This window comes from Jiella endophytica (assembly GCF_004519335.1).
Classification (GTDB): Bacteria; Pseudomonadota; Alphaproteobacteria; order Rhizobiales; family Rhizobiaceae; genus Jiella; species Jiella endophytica.
In genome coordinates this window covers 173,903-190,868 of sequence record NZ_SOZD01000001.1, presented here as the reverse complement: position 1 = coordinate 190,868, position 16,966 = coordinate 173,903, and the positions used below count along the sequence as shown (strand labels likewise).

The window sequence follows — 16,966 nt, the reverse complement described above, 5'->3', positions numbered from 1 at the left end:
CGCCTGGCGCTTCCAGCTTGCGCTGGATTGCGAAGTATGCTTCGCTTTTTTCAGCACGTCCACACCGCCATGCCGTCGTGAAGGAAAATGCCATGGAAGTCAGCGGATATGATCTCGTTCTGAAAGGCGGGCGGGTGATCTGCCCGGCATCGGGGATCGACGGTATCAACGACGTCGCCGTCAAGGACGGGCGCATCGCCGCCATCGCCCCGACCATCCTGCCGACAAGCGCAAAAGAGGTGATCGACGTCTCCGGCAAGCTGGTGCTGCCGGGCATGATCGACACCCATGGCCATGTCTACCAATACGTTACCGGCCGCTTCGGCCTGCCGGCGGACATGGTGGGCGTTCGCTCCGGCGTCACCACCGTCGTCGATCAGGGCGGCCCGTCCTGCATGACGCTTCCGGGCTTCCGCAAGTTCATCGCCGAGCCGGCGAAGACCCGAGTCCTCGCCTTTCTCTCGGCCTATCTGGTCGGCGGCCTCGAGGGGCATTTCTACCCCAATCTCTACAGCCCGGACGGCGTCGACGTCGAAGCCACCGTCCGCTCGGCGACCGCCAACAAGGACATCGTCCGCGGCATCAAGGGCCATGCCGAGATCGGCGGCTTCGCCCGCTGGGGCATCAAGGTGATGGAGCTCGCGGCGGAGATCAGCCGGCGTTCGGACCTGCCGCTCTACGTCCATTTCGGCCAGCTCTGGGGCCTGCCGGAAAGCGGCGCCAACGGCGAGGACGCCGACACGATCATGGAGCGGGTGATCCCGCTGCTGCGCCCCGGCGACGTCCTCGCCCACCCCTTCACCCGCCATCCCGGCGGCTTCATCAACGAACAGGGCGAGGTCCATCCCATCATCCAGACCGCCATGGATGCCGGGCTGAAGGTCGATGTCGGCCATGGCAGCCACTTCTCCTACAGGGTCGCCAAGGCGGCGCTGCCGGCCGGCGTGATCCCCTATACGCTCGGCGCCGACATGCACGGCTACAACACCGAGATCCCGGAAGTGCCGGCTCCCGCGGGAACGCCCGAGGAGCACCACGACGACGAGAACCATCCCTTCAAGGGCCAGGCGCGATTCAGCCTGACCCAGGCGATGAGCTCGATGATGACGCTGGGCATTCCGCTGGAAGACGTCGTGCCGATGGTGACGTCCCATCCGGCCGAAATGCTGGGCATGACGGACGAGATCGGCAGCCTTGCCGTCGGCCGCGTCGCCGACGTCTCCGTCCTCAACGACGACCGGGGCCGCTTCGTGCTCCGCGACAACGAGGACATGCGCATCATCGCCGAGCGTCTGCTGCGACCGGCCTTCTGCCTCAGAGCCGGGATGCGCTTCGACGCCGACGCGCCGATCCTGCCGGCGGCGGTCGCCGCGTGAGCGGGCCGGAGAAGGCTCCGGCGCCCCAGGAGGTCTGGGAGACGCTCTCCCAGGCGGAGCGGGACGCCGCCTACAACAACAATGCGGCGGTGAAGAACAGCGCCGATCTGGTGGCGGCGCGCGACCGAGCCTCCACGAGCCTGCGCGGCCGCTATCCCGCCAAGCTCGACCTTGCCTATGGCGGCCGGGAGCGGATGCTCTTCGACCTTTACCCCGCCGCCGATGCGAATGCCGCGTGCCTCGTGTTCATCCATGGCGGCTACTGGCAGAAGAACTCCCGCGAGGTCTTCGCCGCCTATGCCGAGGGCCCGCTCGCGGCCGGCTGGTCGGTGGCGATGCCGAGCCACACCCTCGCGCCCCATGCCAGCCTGACCGACATCGTCGCCGAGATCGGCGACGCCCTCGACTGGATCACCCGTGAGGGCCGCATGCACGGCATTGCCGGGCCGATCGTCCTTGCCGGCTGGTCGGCGGGCGCCCAGCTGACGGCGATGCTGCTCCGCCATTCCTCGGTGGTCGCGGGTCTCGCGGTCTCCGGCGTCTACGAACTCGGCCCAATCAGGGACACCTATCTCAACGAGGCCCTGAAGCTCACCGACCGGGAAATCGCGACGCTGTCGCCGCTGCGCCTGCCGGTGACCGACAAGCCCCTCGCCATCGCATACGGCACGAACGAGGTCCCCGCCCTCGTCCACGACGCCATTCGATTCCACGACAAGCGCATGGCGGCGGGTGCTCCGGGCCCGCTGATCGCCATCGAGGGCGCCGACCATTTCACCATTCTCGACGAGTTCCGTTCGCCCAACGGGCGTCTGGTCGAGGCCGCGGCGGCTCTGTTGCCCGAAGCGCAGCGGCCACGCGGCGGCGCCTGACGGCGCATTTCAGCGGGGCGCGGCAGCCCCGGCATCGGGAACCGCGATCCAGACGACGCCGTCACGGAGCTCGACGGGATAGCTTCGCGGCGGCGCAAAGGACCAGCCGGCCGAGACCGCGCCGCTCGAAAGGTCGAAGGAGGCCTGATGGCGCGGGCAATGCAGCCGCCCCGCCGCGCACCAGCCCTCGGCGAGATCCGCCCCCTCATGCGGACAGGCACGCTGGAAGGCATGAAACCTGTCGCCGGCCCGCAGCACGACGATGGAATGTCCGGCGAGGCTGACCGGGCGCAGCGTGCCGTCTTCAAGTTCCTGCGCCCGGAAGAGCGGGTGCCAGTGCAGAGCGTCGGCCACACGCTGTCCATCGACTGCAAGATCGTCAGAGCCGCCCGCGGGGTTCGATCGTCTCATCCACGGCCTCCTCGACGGCTGGATTTGCTGCTGCCGGCTCTTCCGCACAAGGCCACCGCCGGAGCGACCAGATAGCCTCCGCCGACATTTCCGACGCGACTGTCCCTTGGCTTGCCCGGATCGCAACCATCTCCCGCGAGCCGAGCCTGCGACGGTACGGCTCTTCAAAGCAAGTTTGACCGCGGATCTGCGGATGGTGCCGGCGGAGAGGATCGAACTCCCGACCTTCGGTTTACAAAACCGCTGCACTACCGCTGTGCTACGCCGGCCCGCAGCGTCGGATATCATATCCCGTTCGTGCGAGACACCCCAAAAACCCGGCCCCGGCGGGCCACGCCATCTCCCCGCCCCGACCCTTTAGACGGCGCCGGCCCGCAACCCCGAGACGCATGTGTCTCAGCCTCCGAGCGACGCGAGGTCGGCGGCCGAGATCCGGCCGTCATGCAGCGCCGTCGCAACCAGCGCGCCGGCAATGCCCATGTCGGCAAGCGCCCTCAGATCCTCCGGCCCGCGCACCCCACCGGCGGCGAAAACCCTGCGCGCCCCTGCCCTCGCCTTCACCGCGGCGAGCCTTTCGAAGTCAGGCCCGGCGCCGCTGCCAACCTTGGCGAGCGTCATGACGATCAGCGTCTCCGGCCAGAGGCTGTCGTCGTCGAGGATCTCGCGCGGCCCGAGAAAGGCGTCGGCGCGAAAATCCAGCGACAGCGCGAAATCCGCCGTCAGGGCCAGGCGGCGCAGGCTCTCGACACCGTCGACCGATTCGCTGCCAACGACCGCCAGAAGCCCCGACATCGCGGCAATCCGCGCCGCCTCGACGCAAGTCCTGACACCCGCATCGAGCCAGATGGTGGTGCCGGGATACGCCGCGAGGAGGCTCTGGATCAGCGCGGTGTCGGCCTCGCCGCGCCCTCGTCCCGCATCGCCGTGCCCCTCGATGGCGTCGAGATCGGCGATGTAGAGCGTCCCGAAGGGATGCAGCGCCATCAGCCCCTCAGCCACGTCGAGCGGCTCCGGACTTGCCGAGAGCGGCGTCTCGATCGGCCGGTAATTCGCCCGCTCGCCCATCACCCCGCGCACCACGAGGGAGTTCTTGATGTCGAGGACTGGTACGACTTGCATCTTCGACCTTGAGACCGGAACGCTTTCGGTGGTCATATAGGCCCACGCGGCCATCCGCACCAAGGGCTGGCGGAACTGCCCCAGAATGGCGGAGCCGGCGCAGGAGACGGATTGCCTCGCCGCCGGCGGCGCATCGGAACGAAACAGAGACGCAAGTAGCAGCGATGACGAGAATTCTGGGCTGGGACGTCGGCGGTGCGCATCTGAAGGCGGCGCTTGCCGAAGACGACCGCATCCTGCGGGTCTGGCAGGAGAAGACGCCGCTCTGGCAGGGGCTCGACCATCTGGAAGCCGGGCTTGGACGCATCCTGGCGGAGATCGACGCCACGTCGATCGATCGCCATGCCGTCACCATGACCGGCGAACTCTCCGACGTCTTCGCCTCGCGCCGCGAGGGCGTCGAGACGCTTTCCCGGCTGTTTGCCGAGCGGCTTTCCGGCGACGTCTCGCTTTATGGCGGCGGCGCCGGGCTCCTGTCGCCGGGCGACGCGCGCTCCCATGCAGACGAGATCGCCTCGGCCAACTGGCACGCCAGTGCTGCGCTTGCCGCGGCTTCGATCGAAGAGGCGGTCTTCCTCGACATGGGATCGACCACCACCGACATCCTGCCCGTCTCGGGCGGCAAGGTGGCGAATCTCGGTGCCAGCGACAACGGCCGCCTTGTCTCCGGTGAACTCGTCTATCAGGGCTACACCCGGACGCCGCTGATGGCGGTCGCAAGCACCGCGGCCTTTGCCGGCCGGCTGGTGCCGGTGATGAACGAGCTTTTCGCGACCATGGCCGACGTCCAGCGCATCACCGGTGTCCTCGACGAAGGCGACGACCTCTACCCCGCAGCCGACGGCGAGGAGAAGACGCTGGAGGCCTCGCGCCGGCGGCTCGCCCGGATGATCGGCCTCGACGCCGAGGACGGGACCGACGGCGCCTGGGAATGGCTTGCCCACGGCTTTGCCGAGGCGCAGCTGCGCAAGGTCCACGACGCGGTGCTGCTCGTCCTGTCGCGGGAGGACATCTCGGAGGACGCGCCGGTGGTCGTCGCGGGGACCGGCCGGCCTGTGCTGAAGCGTCTCGCGGCACGGCTCGACCGCGGCGTCGTCGACTTTCCCGATCTCTTCGACTGCCCGGCGGAGCTGCGCGACGCGGTGTGCCGGGCAGCGCCCGCGGCGGCCCTCGCGGTGCTCGCCGGCCAGGCGGGATAGAGCGCCGGGTGGGATAGCGGGCGGCGCAGATCCGCAAGCCGCAACGCTGCGAGACGGCGCAGGCTGCGTCGTCTCGTGGGGCGATCGATCCGAAAACGTGAGATAGGGATCGTGAAAAATGCCCGGGCGCCGCGAACGGCTCGGTCCGGGGCATCGGGGCTGGCTTTTGGAAAACTGGTCGGAGCGAGAGGATTCGAACCTCCGACCCCCTGAACCCCATTCAGGTGCGCTACCAGGCTGCGCTACGCTCCGACGAAAGACTGCCTATCCAATGGGCGCGGTCGACGCAAGATGTTTCGGCGGCCTCGCGGCCGGCGACGGAACGGGGACGAGCGGCCCTGCGCCCCTGCCGATATGCTTGCACTCGTCCATCGGGTTTCGGACCCCGACGGCTCAGGTGCCTGAGCAAACCGTTCGGGGTGTCGACATGCTGTCACCCATGTCTCCGGTACGGGGTCATCGCAGGTACGGGATCATCGCATCACAGGCTGGCGCGCATCAGCGGCGAGCCGATCCGCTCGATGTCCCAGCGCGGCACCCAGTCCGCGGTGACATCGACGATTCGTCGCATGTCGAAGATGTAGCGGCGCGCGACCAGCGCCTCGACGGCGGCAAAGTCGAAGCTTTTGAACTCCGCCCATTCCGTCGCGACGAGGACGGCGCTGGCGCCTTCGCAGGCCGCCGCGATGCTGTCGCACTGGCGATAGCTGCGGTGATCGACGGCGAGCCTCGCGACCGGGTCAAAACTCCTGACGTCCGCCCCCTCCTCCAGCAGCGCATGGACGAGATCGACCGCCGGGCTGTCGCGCACGTCGTCGGTATTGGCCTTGAAGGCGAGGCCGAGCACGGCGATCCGCTTGCCGGCGAGCTTGTCGCCGACCGCCGATTCGATCCGCTTGAGGATGTGAAACCGGCGCGAATCATTGATTCTGATGACCGTCTCGACGATCTGTTGCTGGACGCCATGGCGCCGGCCGATGGTCGCGAGCGCCAGCGTATCCTTCGGAAAGCAGGAGCCGCCATAACCGGGGCCGGCCTTCAGGAACTGCGGGCCGATGCGGCTGTCGAGGCCGATGCCGCGGGCGACCTGGTCGATGTCGCCGCCGACGGTCTCGACGAGGTCGGAGATCTCGTTGATGAAGGTGACCTTCGTCGCGAGAAAGGCATTCGCGGCGTATTTGATGGTCTCGCTGGTCGAGGTGTCGGTGAGGATCATCGGCACGCCGCGTTCCTCGAAGGCGGCGTAGCTGCGGCGAACCCTTTCGCGCGCGCTTTCGCCAGCGCCGCCGATGACGATGCGCTCGGGATTGAAGAAGTCCTTGAGCGCCGTCCCCTCGCGGAGGAATTCCGGGTTGGAGACGATCTGCAGGCGCTTGGCCGGATGGTCGCGGTCGAGCCGCGCCTGCAGCCCGGCGCAGGTACCGATCGGCACGGTCGACTTGACGACGATGACGGCATCTTGCGGCGCAACCGCCGCAATGTCGGATACCGCCGCGTCGAGATAGTCGAGCCGGGCATTGCCGGTGCGCTCGCTGGTCGGGGTTCCGACGGCGACGAAGAACAGATCGGCGTCGGCCGCCGCGGCAATGTCGGTGGTGAAGGTGATGAGGCCGCGGGCAATGGTCTCTTTCAGCGCCTCGTCGAGCCCCTCCTCGAAGATCGGCGGGACGCCCTTCTTCAGCATCTCGATCTTGCATGCGTCGAGGTCGACGCACTTCACCTTCAGCCCGAAGCTTGCGAGTCCGACCGCCTGGATCAGGCCGACATAGCCGACCCCGACGACACAGATGGTTTCTGCCTGCACGATACCGTTCCCACACTGATAGTCGTGCCGAGGCGATAGGCCCTTTGACGGGCCAGTCAAGCAGAGTCTGCGACCGGATAGCCATCGCGCCGTCTCCGCGGCAGGACTGTCACGGACCGCCACCCGCCGGCCGCCGGTGTGGCAGGCTGATCAGACGAAATGCTTCGACAGCTTCAGGCCCTGGGCCTGGTAGTTCGAGGCGAGGTCGGCGCCATAGAGCCGCTCGGGGATCGCCGCCATCTTCTCGTAGATCAACCGGCCGACGATCTGGCCGTCCTCGAGGATGAACGGCACGTCGTGGCTGCGCACCTCGAGCACCGCCCGGCTGCCGGTGCCGCCCGCCGCCGAATGGCCGAAACCCGGATCGAAGAAGCCGGCATAATGGACGCGGAACTCGCCGACCAGCGGATCGAAGGGCGTCATCTCGGCCGCGTGGTCCGGCGGCACATGCACAGCTTCCTTCGAGACGAGGATGTAGAATTCGTCCGGATCGAGGACGATCTCGCCGCTGCCGCGCCGAAGGATCGGCTCCCAGTAGTCGGCGATCGGATAGGCGGCGCGCTTATCGACGTCGACGAGGCCGGTGTGGCGCTTGCCGCGATAGCCGACGAGGCTGCCCGGCTCGCCGGCAAGGTCGATCGACAAGGCTATGCCCGCATCGGAGATGTTGACCGTCTCGGCCGACGTCAGCCGCGCCTCGGCATGGAGCGCCGCGAGGTCCGCTGCCGACAGGGTCGGCTCGCCGCGGCGGAAGCGGATCTGCGACAGGCGCGAGCCCTCGCGGACGAGGATCGGGAAGGTGCGCGGCGAGATTTCCAGATAAAGCGGCCCCTGATAGCCCGCCGGCAGCTTGTCGAACTCCTGGGCATTGTCGGCAAGCACCCTGGTGAAGATGTCGAGACGGCCGGTCGAGGATTTCGGGTTCGCCGTCGCCCGCACGTCGGCCGGCAGAGCGAGACGCTCGATCAGCGGCACGACGTAGACACAGCCGGTCTCCAGCACTGCTCCGCCTTCAAGGCTGAATTCGTGAAGGGCAAAGCGCGTGAGCTTGTCGGCGACCGAATGGGCGCCGCCCGGCAGGAAGCTTGCCCGCACCCGGTAGGCGACGGGCCCGAGCCTGAGGTCCAGCGAGGCCGGCTGGATCTGGTCGCCGTCGCGCTCGCGCTCGGCGACGAGCCCGCCCGCATCGAACAGCGCCGCGATGTCCCGATCCGGCAAAATCCCTTCCAGCCTCGCGCTCACCTCGCGCCGTCCTCTCGTCTCTCGGCCCGCCTGCCGGGCCATGTCCCAAGTTTTCGCGGATTGACGCCTAACCGCATCGGAGCTATTTGCAAAGCCATCGTGGTGATTTGGCCGGCCGGCTTGCAGCCACGTAAAACAACTCGCTAAAGGGCCGATCCGAAGACGAGGACGTTCTGGAGGACCGGCGTTGCGGGATCGCAGTGGCCGGTTTTTTGCTGTTCGGAGATGACGATGCTGAAGCGAAGCGACGAAAAGAAACCCCTCAGGCCGGCGACCATGATGGTCCATGGCGGGACAACGCGCTCAGGCTTCGGCGAGACCTCCGAGGCGATGTTCCTGACCCAGGGCTTCGTCTACGACACGGCGGAAGCCGCGGAGGCGCGCTTCAAGGGCGAAGAGCCGGGATTCATCTATTCGCGCTACGCCAATCCCACCACCCGGATGTTCGAAGAGCGGATGATGGCGCTCGAAGGCGCCGAGGACGCCCGCGGCACCGCCTCGGGCATGGCGGCGGTCGCATCCGCCATCCAGTGCCAGGTGAAGGCCGGGGACCACGTCGTCGCGGCGCGGGCGCTGTTCGGCTCCTGCCGCTACGTGGTCGAGACGGTGATGGCGCGCTGCGGCGTCGACTGCACGCTGATCGACGGCCGCGACCTCGATCAGTGGCAGAAGGCGGTGCGGCCGAACACCCGCGTGTTCTTCATGGAGACGCCCACCAATCCGACGCTCGAGGTGATCGACATCGCCGCCGTCGCCGAAATTGCCCACGCCGCCGGGGCAACGCTGGTGGTCGACAACGTCTTTGCGACGCCGATCCACCAGAAGCCTTTGGCGCTCGGCGCCGACGTGGTCGTCTATTCGGCGACCAAGCACATCGACGGCCAGGGTCGCTGCCTCGGCGGCATCGTGCTGTCCTCGAAGGACTGGATCGACGAGAACCTCCACGACTTCTACCGCCATACCGGCCCGGCGCTGTCGCCCTTCAACGCCTGGACGCTTCTGAAGGGTCTCGAGACCCTGCCTTTGCGTGTCGCCCACCAGACCGCCGCCGCAGCGACCGTTGCCGACCGGCTGGCCGAGCGGCCGGAAGTCTCGCGGGTGCTCTACCCGCATCGCGAGGACCATCCGGACCATGCGATCGCCAAGCGGCAGATGGCGGCCGGCTCGACCCTCGTCGCCTTCGATATTGCCGGCGGCAAGGAGGCAGCCTTCCGCTTCCTCAACGCGCTGGAGATCATCCTGATTTCCAACAATCTCGGCGACGCCAAGAGCCTCGTCACCCATCCGGCAACGACCACCCACAAGAACCTGACGCCCGAGGCCCGGGCCGAACTCGGCATCGACGACGGCCTGGTGCGGCTGTCGCTGGGCCTTGAGGACGTCGAGGATCTGTGGGACGACATCGAGGGCGCACTGGCGGCTGTCTGATCCGTGCTCCCACTCCCTCATGGTGAGCCTGTCAAACCACGAGGGGATCCGACCCGTTCGCGCCCGGCGCCCCTCGCCCTTCGAGGCCGCCTGCGGCGGCACTTCAGGATGAGGGGCTAGGTAAAACTCGGCGCTCTCGGTTGCGAAAACCGAGCCCTCTCGTCTGGCGAAAAGCGCCCGCACTCATCGGCGAAGCCCGAGCGCCCTCATCCTGAGGTGCGAGACCGATCTCCGATCGGGCGAGCCTCGAAGGGCGAGGGTGCGGGCCGCTGCGTGAAACTGCCAAGACCCAGGCGCGCGGAGGAAACGTCGCGTTCTCGTGGCGAGCAGCTTGCGGCCTCACCCGAACGTCTTCACCGCCAGCCAGACGCGGGTGACAAAGGTCCACGCCGTCATCGCCGCGAACACATAGGCGATCACCGGAAACCACGCCGGAAACAGGCAGAAAAGGCAGAAGGCGATGATCGTCTCGCTGGCCTCTGCCAGTCCCGTCGAGAAGAAGAACGACTTCTTCCCCCTCACATCGGTGGTGATCTGCCGCTTTTCGGCGAGGACCGCGTAGGCGAGGAAACTCGCGCCATTGGCATAGAAGGTCAGCAGCAGGACGGCGGCCGGCAGGGCGTTCTCAGCCGGGTCGAGCGCCGCAAAGCCGAGCGGGATTGCACCGTAGAAGACGAAGTCGAACGTGATGTCGAGATAACCGCCGAGATCGGTCGGCCGGGTCTGTTTGGCGATCGCCCCGTCGAGCCCGTCGCAAAGCCGCGAGACGAGGATGAGGACGAGCCCGGCAAGCGGGCTGCCGAGCGCGATCGCCGCTGCCGCGCCGATGCCGATGGCAAGGCCTGCCACCGTGACGGCATTCGCCCCGAGCCCGTATGACACCAGCCGGGCTGCCAGTCTCTCGACCGGCGGATCGATCCTCCGCCTCAGTATCGCGTCGAGCACTGCAACTCCACTCGCCTCGTCGCCAGCCCTGCGGGCGCCATCCGCATCGTCAGGACTTCTTCAACCTCTGAAGCGCCTTGCGGGCGTCCTCATGGCCGACGGCTGCGGCCCTGCTATACCATCTCGCCGCCTCGGCGAGATCCTTCCGAACACCTTGACCCGACTGATACATGGCGCCGAGATTGTAGAGAGCCTGGGGCTCGTCCTGTTCGGCCGCCTTCCGGTACCATTTGATCGCCTCGGCATCGTCTTCGCGAATGCCCCGCCCTGTCGCATACATCCAGCCTAGCAGCCTCTGGGCAGCGGCTTCGTTCTTTTCGGCGGCCTTGCGGTACCATTTGACCGCCTCGGTTTCGTTCTTTCGCAGGCCGAGACCATTGGCATACATCCAGCCGAGCAGCCGCTCCGCCGCGGCGTCGTTCTGGTCGGCCGCCTTGCGGTACCACCTGACCGCTTCGGATTCGTTCTTGCTGACGCCGGTGCCGTTGGCATAGGCCCAGCCGACTTCCCGCTGCGCATCGGCGTCACCCAGATCGGCAGCCTTGCGGTACCACGCCACGGCCTCCGTCGCGCTCTCGGCAACGCCGTAGCCGTTCTCGTGCATCCAACCTATCAGGCGCACCGCCGCCGGTTCATTCTGGTCCGCCGCCTTGCGATACCATTTCAGCGCCTCCCCATCGTTTCTCTCGACGCCTTGCCCGTTGGCATACATCCAGCCGAGAAGTCGTTGCGCGGATGCATCGCCCTGGTCGGCCGCCTGCCGGTAGAGCCGCACCGCCGCAGCATCATCTTCGGCCGTGCCCAGACCGTGATCGTACATCCAGCCGAGCTTGCGCTGGCCATCGGCATCGCCCTGGGCAGCGGCCAGGCCGTACAGGCGGAAGGCTTCGGCATCGTCGCGCGGAACGCCCTCTCCCTCCGCATAAATCTCGGCAAGGTTGAACTGCGCCGGAGCATATCCGCGCTCGGCGGCGCTCCTGTAGTGCTTGATCGCTTCGCTCGGGTCTTTCGTTACGCCGAGGCCGTATTGATACATGAAGCCGATATTCGACTGCGCCGGCGCGTAGTTGGCGGCGAGCGCCTTCTCGTACCAGTAGAGCGCCTCGTCATAGCGCTTCAGCTTGTCGAGGCTCCGGCCGAGCTGAAATTGCAGGCGCGGCGAATCCGGCTGTACTGCCGCAGCCGACCGGCAGGCGGGCACGGCACGATCGGCATTCAGATCGTCGAAGGAGACGCCGACGATTCCCGCCGGCCGGTTGCGGTCCGCGGGATAGGCCGCGAGTTCGTCGCACAGGCGGATGGCCTCGCGGGCCTCGGCAGAGAGCCGTGCCTCGACCGGCGCCCCGGCGCCACTGTCCGGCGGCGAGGCAGAGCGGCCGCTCGATCCGCCCGCCTGGTTGATCGCCAGCCGCTCGATTTCCTCGGCGTTGAAGACGTGCATCTGGTCGGCCGGTGTCGCCAGCATGATCTGCGCGATCTCGAGATCGACCCCGGCGCGGCGGAAAAGATCGAGCACGTCCGACAGCGTCGACTGGGTGAAGCCGACGTCCCCGGAACTGGTCGAGGCCACCTGGTGGACGCCGAGGCGGCCCTTCACCACACGTTCCCTGCCGGCGAAGAAGACCAGCGCGCAGGCCGAGAGGCATCGGGATCCCTCCGCGACCTCGGTCGTCAGCCCCCGCTCCAGCACGTCCTCGGCAAGATCGAGAGCGATGATCAGCGAGCCGCCCTCACTGTCGAGCAACAGGGTCCGCGCCTCCGGAATGGCCCTGAGCGCCCGGCGGAACTGCAGGCTGTCGCGGACCCCGATCGGCCCGGTGAGACGGATGACGCCTGGCCGATCGCTGCTCACCACGAATGCGCCGAAGCGGCGTTCGTCGGCGACACTCTCACCGGCAACCACCATGAGCATCGCAGCCAGCGCGGCCATGAAGATCCGATTTAGCGTCATGATCAATCCCGTGGCGCGGAGTTCGTACGCTCCCGGAATGTCCATGAAATGACCTAGCGTCACAAGGGGTTTGCCGGTCAAATTCCGGTTGGTGCCGCAAGGTGCCGTGCGGAGACGGGGCTGGATCGCCGGGCGCGCGCCGCTTTGCAAACCGCATGCAGGGCTCGGCGAGCGTGCTTGTAAAGCCGGACTCATCACTTCCTTGGTGAAGACCGCCTCTTCCCGTCGTCGACACGCATCGGCGACGCTTCCCACTGCCGGAACCAGCGATTGGTCACGCTTTCCGGGCAGATCGCCGGCTGCCCTGTCATTATGAGGCGCGGACCGATGAATTCCGCCGCGATCCGCGCTATAGCCATGCATGCGACTGTCATCATGACGAAAAGGTTGCAAGTGTGATGTACCAGGCGACGACACGGCAGATCGTCGTGACCGTGAAGCCGGCCTATCTGGAGGAGCAGTCCGATCCCCCGGGCGGCCGCTGGGTCTGGGCCTATCAGGTCGAGATCGAGAATGCCGGCGACGTCGCCGTGCAGCTGCAGTCGCGCTACTGGCAGATCACCGACGCGGCCGGTCACGTGGAGGAGGTCCGCGGACCCGGCGTCGTCGGCGAACAGCCGGTGATCCTGCCGGGCGACAGCTTCTCCTACACTTCCGGATGCCCGCTGCCGACCCCATCCGGCATCATGCGCGGCAGCTACCACATGCGCAACGACATCGGCGAAACCTTCGAGGTGGAGATCCCTGCCTTCTCGCTCGATCTGCCCGGCGACCACCGCACCCTCAACTGACCCTGCAGCCCTTCTTTCAGAGTATCCGCGATGGTCCTCCCGGCTTTGCCAAGCGCCATGCGAGGGTCTAGAAGCGTCCCGCAACAATGGCCGGAGGGGGCAATGAACGAGCCTCGAAAGTCCGATCCGTCGCGGCTTGTGGAGCTGCGGGCGAAGATCGACGCGATCGACGAGTCGGTGCACCGCCTGCTGATGCAGCGCGCCGTGGTGATCGACGAGCTGATCGCGGTGAAGGGGACGGCGAGAAACGGCGCGGCCTTCCGTCCGGGCCGTGAGGCCGACATGATGCATCGCCTTGCCGAGCGCCATTCCGGCCATCTGCCGCTGACGGCGATCGAGCATCTGTGGCGGGAGATCATCTCGACCTTCACCGCGCTGCAGGCGCCGTTCGGCGTCTTCGCCTCCGGTGACCCGGCCGCGATCATCGACACGGCGCGGTTCTATTTCGGCTTCACCGTGCCGCTGACCCTGCTCGATTCCGCGGCGGCGGTGATCGAGGCGATCGAGACCGGCGGCGACGACCGGCTCGGCGTCGTCGCCATCGAGGGCGACGGTGGGGCTTGGTGGGAACGGCTCTCCAATGCTCATGTCGTCGCACGGCTGCCTTTCTACGCGATCGACGCTCGCCCCGCGGCAACGCCGAGCCTCGTCATCGCGCCGCCGCTGTCGGACCCGGTGCCGCCGGAAATCGCCTGCTATGCGGTCGCCGGCGCCAATCCCCTGCCTGCGCCGGGCGACGGCATCGACGTCCTCGCCTCCGTCAGCTCCGCCACCGGCGCCAGCGCCCTTGTCGCAGCGCCGCTTGCCGAGGAAGAAGTCTCCGCCCGCCTCGGCGGCGGCCTCGACATCCGCCGGATTGGCGGCTATGCGGCTCCCTTGGCGTTCCCGGCCGCCTGAGCGTGCCGGCCAGGCTCTCAATCAAGGTTCTTCGACGATGAAACCCGTGCCCAAGAACGGCGTGCTCGATATCGAGATCTACGTCCCCGGCAAGAGCCGCGCACCGGACGGGATCAAGCTCTACAAGCTGTCGTCCAACGAAACGCCGCTCGGGCCTCCGCCTGCGGCTCTGGAGGCGGCGAGCCGGACGCTGTTCGACCTCGCCTCCTATCCGGACGGCCAGGCGAACGACCTGAAGGCGGCGATCGCCGAGGTGCACGGCCTCAACACGGCGAACATCCTCTGCGGCAACGGCTCTGATGAACTCCTCGGGCTGCTTTGCCAGTGCTATCTCGCGCCGGGCGACGAGGCGATCCACACCGAGCACGGCTTCCTCGTCTACGAGATCCAGATCAAGGCCGCCGGCGCGACGCCAGTGGTCGCGCCCGAGACGGACCGCACCGCCGACGTCGACGCCATCCTCGCGCGCGTCACCGAGAAGACGAAGCTGGTCTTCCTCGCCAATCCGAACAATCCGACCGGCACCTATCTTCCCTTCGACGAGATCCGGCGGCTGCAGGCGGGGCTGCCGGGCAACGTCATCCTCGTCCTCGACGCGGCCTATGCCGAGTATGTCCGGCGCAACGACTACGGCGCCGGCATCGAGCTCGTCTCCTCGGCCGAAAACGTCGTGATGACCCGCACTTTCTCGAAGATCTACGGTCTCGCCGGGCTGAGGATCGGCTGGCTGTTCGGCCCCGAGGCGATCGTCCAGGCGATCGACCGGGTGCGCGGTCCGTTCAACCTCAACGCCGCGGCGATCGCCGCGGGCGCCGCGGCGATCCGTGACCGCGCCTTCGTCGAGGAAGCGGCGAGCTTCAACGCCGAATGGCTCGAATGGACGACACGCGAGATCGAGGCCCTCGGGCTGACGGTGACGCCGAGCGTCTGCAACTTCATTCTCATCCACTTCCCGGACGAGCCCGGCAAGGGCGCCGCCGAGGCGGACGCCTATCTCACGGCCCGCGGCTACATCCTGCGGCGCGTCGCCGGCTACGGCTTCCCGAACGGGCTGCGGATGTCGATCGGATCGGAAGAGGCCAATCGCGGCGTCGTCGCGGCACTTGCCGAGTTTCTGAAGAGCCCGTCCCCATGACGGAACCGCTCTTCGACCGCGTCGCCCTGATCGGCATCGGCCTGATCGGCTCCTCCCTCGCCCTCAACATCAGGGCGAACGGTCTTGCCCGGCATATCGCCGTCACCACCCGGCGGCGCGAGACGCTGGAAAAGGCCGAGGCGCTCGGGCTCGGCGACAGCTATCATCTGGAAGCGACGGAGGCCGTCGCCGATGCCGACTTCGTCATCCTCTGCGTGCCGGTCGGCGTCTGCGGAGCGATCACGAGCGAGATCGCGCCACATCTGAAAAAGGGCGCGATCGTCTCCGACGTCGGCTCGGTGAAGGGCGCGGTGATCGACCAGATGCGCCCGCACCTGCCGGAAGGGGTGGATTTCGTGCCGGCCCATCCGCTCGCCGGCACCGAACAGTCCGGCCCGGAATCCGGCTTTCTCGAACTCTTCCGCAACCGCTGGTGCATCCTGACGCCGCCCGAGGGCACTGACCCTGCGGCCATCGAAAAGGTCGAAGCGTTCTGGCGGGGCTGCGGCTCGAATGTCGAGACGATGACCGCCGAGCACCATGATCTGGTCCTCGCCATCGTCTCCCACGTCCCGCATCTCATCGCCTACAACATCGTCGGGACCGCCGCTGACCTCGAGACGGTGACCCAGTCGGAAGTGGTGAAGTTCTCTGCCTCTGGCTTTCGCGACTTCACCCGCATCGCCGCCTCCGATCCGACCATGTGGCGCGACGTGTTCCTCACCAACCGCGACGCGGTGCTGGAGATGCTCGCGCGCTTCTCGGAGGATCTCGCCTCGCTGCAGCGAGCAATCCGCTGGGGCGACGGCGACACGCTGTTCGATCTCTTCACCCGCACCCGGGCGATCCGGCGCAACGTCATCGAGGCCGGACAGGACACCGCCAAGCCGAATTTCGGCCGCGAGCCGGGAAACGGCGAAGCGGCGCCCGGCGAGTCCACCGGCAGCTGAACTGGGTTATGGACCGGTAGGACATAGTCATCGCCGGCCACGCGTCCGGCGGCCTGCGACGCTGCGGCGGTCGTCCGCCTCAGCCTCTCGCGCTTTCCCGCCGCAGCGCCATGGCCGGCGCCTCGGGTACCAGCAGCCCGTCGAGAAAGACGTCCGCAAGCCGGGTGACCGCTCCCTCCCAACGATCCTCGCGGCGGGCGAGGCACATGCCGATCACCGTCTGCAGGATGTCGTCGGCGGAGACGTCGGGGCGCAGCCGGCCGCTCGCCACTGCCGGCTCGTGCAGCCGCTGCATGGCCGCAGAAAGCGTCGTGAAGGAATAGACCGCGATGTCGCAGGAACCGTCGATGGCGATGGCGAGAGCCGCGACCATGCCCTTCTTCGTCGCGACCATGCCGACCATCCCATGCAGGAAGCGGCGCAGCGCCGCAACCGGATCGTCATCCTCGGCGAGTTCGCGTGACAAATCGTCGAGCTGGTCTATCTCGCGGCGATAGACCGCCTCGAACAGCGCCTCACGAGTGGGAAAGTGCCGGTAGAGCGTTCCGATGCCGACGCCGGCAGTGCGAGCCACGGCTTCCAGCGTTCCCTGGCCGCCGGTCTCGCGAAACACCGCGGCCGCCGCGGCGAGCAGCTTCTCACGGTTTCGTAACGAATCGGCGCGGGGGCGGCGGATTGCCGTAGTCAATTCTCTCTCCATCTCGGAAATTATAATCCTTCCACTCTTGAAAGCGGAGGAGCCCTCCGTATAAATATGGCGGGCAGGCGGTCCCCTCCGTATCCCATCGTCTTCCTCAATCAGCTCCGGATCGCAAGGAAAACCCTCGCACCTCGCCTGGACACCCT

General features: G+C 67.2%; 15 protein-coding genes, 2 tRNA genes and 1 riboswitch. Of the genes, 8 read left to right on the top strand and 9 right to left on the bottom strand.

What is annotated here, in order from left to right; translation table 11 throughout:
• Nucleotides 1-92: 92 nt before the first annotated feature.
• Together E3C22_RS00975 and E3C22_RS00970 are read left to right on the top strand one after the other, a co-directional pair.
• A complete protein-coding gene (locus E3C22_RS00975; RefSeq protein ID WP_134759351.1) occupies nucleotides 93-1,376 on the top strand; it encodes an amidohydrolase/deacetylase family metallohydrolase in 1,284 nt (427 codons plus the stop codon).
• A complete protein-coding gene (locus E3C22_RS00970) occupies nucleotides 1,373-2,248 on the top strand; it encodes an alpha/beta hydrolase (protein WP_134759349.1) in 876 nt (291 codons plus the stop codon). The genes E3C22_RS00975 and E3C22_RS00970 overlap by 4 nt, the downstream gene beginning before the upstream one ends.
• 9 nt (nucleotides 2,249-2,257) lie before the next feature.
• Here E3C22_RS00970 and E3C22_RS00965 read toward each other — a convergent pair whose 3' ends face one another.
• The 3 genes from E3C22_RS00965 to E3C22_RS00955 all read right to left on the bottom strand — a co-directional run bounded on the left by E3C22_RS00965 (nucleotide 2,258) and on the right by E3C22_RS00955 (nucleotide 3,778).
• The gene (locus E3C22_RS00965; protein WP_134759347.1) at nucleotides 2,258-2,659 is read right to left on the bottom strand and encodes a Rieske (2Fe-2S) protein; all 402 of its coding nucleotides are present in this window, start codon (nucleotides 2,657-2,659) and stop codon (nucleotides 2,258-2,260) included.
• A gap of 194 nt (nucleotides 2,660-2,853) precedes the next feature.
• Nucleotides 2,854-2,928: transfer RNA gene (locus E3C22_RS00960), tRNA-Thr, on the bottom strand.
• A 127-nt stretch (nucleotides 2,929-3,055) separates the two neighbouring features.
• The gene (locus E3C22_RS00955) at nucleotides 3,056-3,778 is read right to left on the bottom strand and encodes a HisA/HisF-related TIM barrel protein (protein ID WP_134759345.1); all 723 of its coding nucleotides are present in this window, start codon (nucleotides 3,776-3,778) and stop codon (nucleotides 3,056-3,058) included.
• Nucleotides 3,779-3,942: 164 nt separating this feature from the next.
• Between E3C22_RS00955 and E3C22_RS00950 the strand changes: the two genes are divergently transcribed.
• Complete coding sequence (locus tag E3C22_RS00950; protein WP_134759343.1) at nucleotides 3,943-4,977, top strand: hydantoinase/oxoprolinase family protein; 1,035 nt, start codon at nucleotides 3,943-3,945, stop codon at nucleotides 4,975-4,977.
• Nucleotides 4,978-5,152: 175 nt separating this feature from the next.
• On the opposite strand, the gene E3C22_RS00945 is transcribed toward E3C22_RS00950, so the two are convergent.
• The 3 genes from E3C22_RS00945 to E3C22_RS00935 form a co-directional block, all read right to left on the bottom strand.
• A tRNA-Pro gene (locus tag E3C22_RS00945) sits at nucleotides 5,153-5,229 on the bottom strand.
• 229 nt (nucleotides 5,230-5,458) lie between these two features.
• Complete coding sequence (locus E3C22_RS00940) at nucleotides 5,459-6,781, bottom strand: UDP-glucose dehydrogenase family protein (protein WP_167591584.1); 1,323 nt, start codon at nucleotides 6,779-6,781, stop codon at nucleotides 5,459-5,461.
• 150 nt (nucleotides 6,782-6,931) lie between these two features.
• On the bottom strand, nucleotides 6,932-8,065 hold the full coding sequence (locus E3C22_RS00935) for a 2'-deoxycytidine 5'-triphosphate deaminase (RefSeq protein ID WP_134759339.1): 1,134 nt from the start codon (nucleotides 8,063-8,065) through the stop codon (nucleotides 6,932-6,934).
• Between the two features lie 47 nt (nucleotides 8,066-8,112).
• A riboswitch (SAM riboswitch) is annotated at nucleotides 8,113-8,190 on the top strand.
• Between the two features lie 64 nt (nucleotides 8,191-8,254).
• Between E3C22_RS00935 and E3C22_RS00930 the strand changes: the two genes are divergently transcribed.
• A complete protein-coding gene (locus E3C22_RS00930) occupies nucleotides 8,255-9,451 on the top strand; it encodes an O-succinylhomoserine sulfhydrylase (RefSeq protein ID WP_134759337.1) in 1,197 nt (398 codons plus the stop codon).
• Between the two features lie 339 nt (nucleotides 9,452-9,790).
• Here the strand turns inward: E3C22_RS00930 and E3C22_RS00925 are convergent, their stop codons facing one another.
• Together E3C22_RS00925 and E3C22_RS00920 are read right to left on the bottom strand one after the other, a co-directional pair.
• Nucleotides 9,791-10,396 carry a CDP-alcohol phosphatidyltransferase family protein gene (locus E3C22_RS00925; RefSeq protein WP_134759334.1) on the bottom strand — a complete coding sequence of 202 codons (606 nt, stop codon included), beginning with the start codon at nucleotides 10,394-10,396 and terminating at the stop codon, nucleotides 9,791-9,793.
• A gap of 49 nt (nucleotides 10,397-10,445) precedes the next feature.
• Nucleotides 10,446-12,740 (bottom strand): SEL1-like repeat protein, encoded by a 2,295-nt coding sequence (locus E3C22_RS00920; RefSeq protein WP_134759332.1) that lies wholly within the window; start codon nucleotides 12,738-12,740, stop codon nucleotides 10,446-10,448.
• Between the two features lie 5 nt (nucleotides 12,741-12,745).
• On the opposite strand from E3C22_RS00920, the gene apaG reads away from it, so the two are divergent.
• The 4 genes from apaG (at nucleotide 12,746) to E3C22_RS00900 (ending at nucleotide 16,120) form a co-directional block, all read left to right on the top strand.
• A complete protein-coding gene (gene apaG / locus E3C22_RS00915; protein ID WP_134759330.1) occupies nucleotides 12,746-13,138 on the top strand; it encodes a Co2+/Mg2+ efflux protein ApaG in 393 nt (130 codons plus the stop codon).
• A 102-nt stretch (nucleotides 13,139-13,240) separates the two neighbouring features.
• Complete coding sequence (gene pheA, locus E3C22_RS00910; protein WP_134759328.1) at nucleotides 13,241-14,035, top strand: chorismate mutase; 795 nt, start codon at nucleotides 13,241-13,243, stop codon at nucleotides 14,033-14,035.
• Nucleotides 14,036-14,072: 37 nt separating this feature from the next.
• Nucleotides 14,073-15,170: a histidinol-phosphate transaminase gene (gene hisC / locus E3C22_RS00905; RefSeq protein WP_134759326.1), complete on the top strand. Its 1,098-nt coding sequence runs from the start codon at nucleotides 14,073-14,075 to the stop codon at nucleotides 15,168-15,170.
• Nucleotides 15,167-16,120, top strand: a complete 954-nt coding sequence (locus E3C22_RS00900; protein ID WP_134759324.1) for a prephenate/arogenate dehydrogenase family protein — start codon at nucleotides 15,167-15,169, stop codon at nucleotides 16,118-16,120. The genes hisC and E3C22_RS00900 overlap by 4 nt, the downstream gene beginning before the upstream one ends.
• A 79-nt stretch (nucleotides 16,121-16,199) precedes the next feature.
• On the opposite strand, the gene E3C22_RS00895 is transcribed toward E3C22_RS00900, so the two are convergent.
• A complete protein-coding gene (locus E3C22_RS00895; protein WP_342635610.1) occupies nucleotides 16,200-16,808 on the bottom strand; it encodes a TetR/AcrR family transcriptional regulator in 609 nt (202 codons plus the stop codon).
• Nucleotides 16,809-16,966 lie beyond the last annotated feature (158 nt).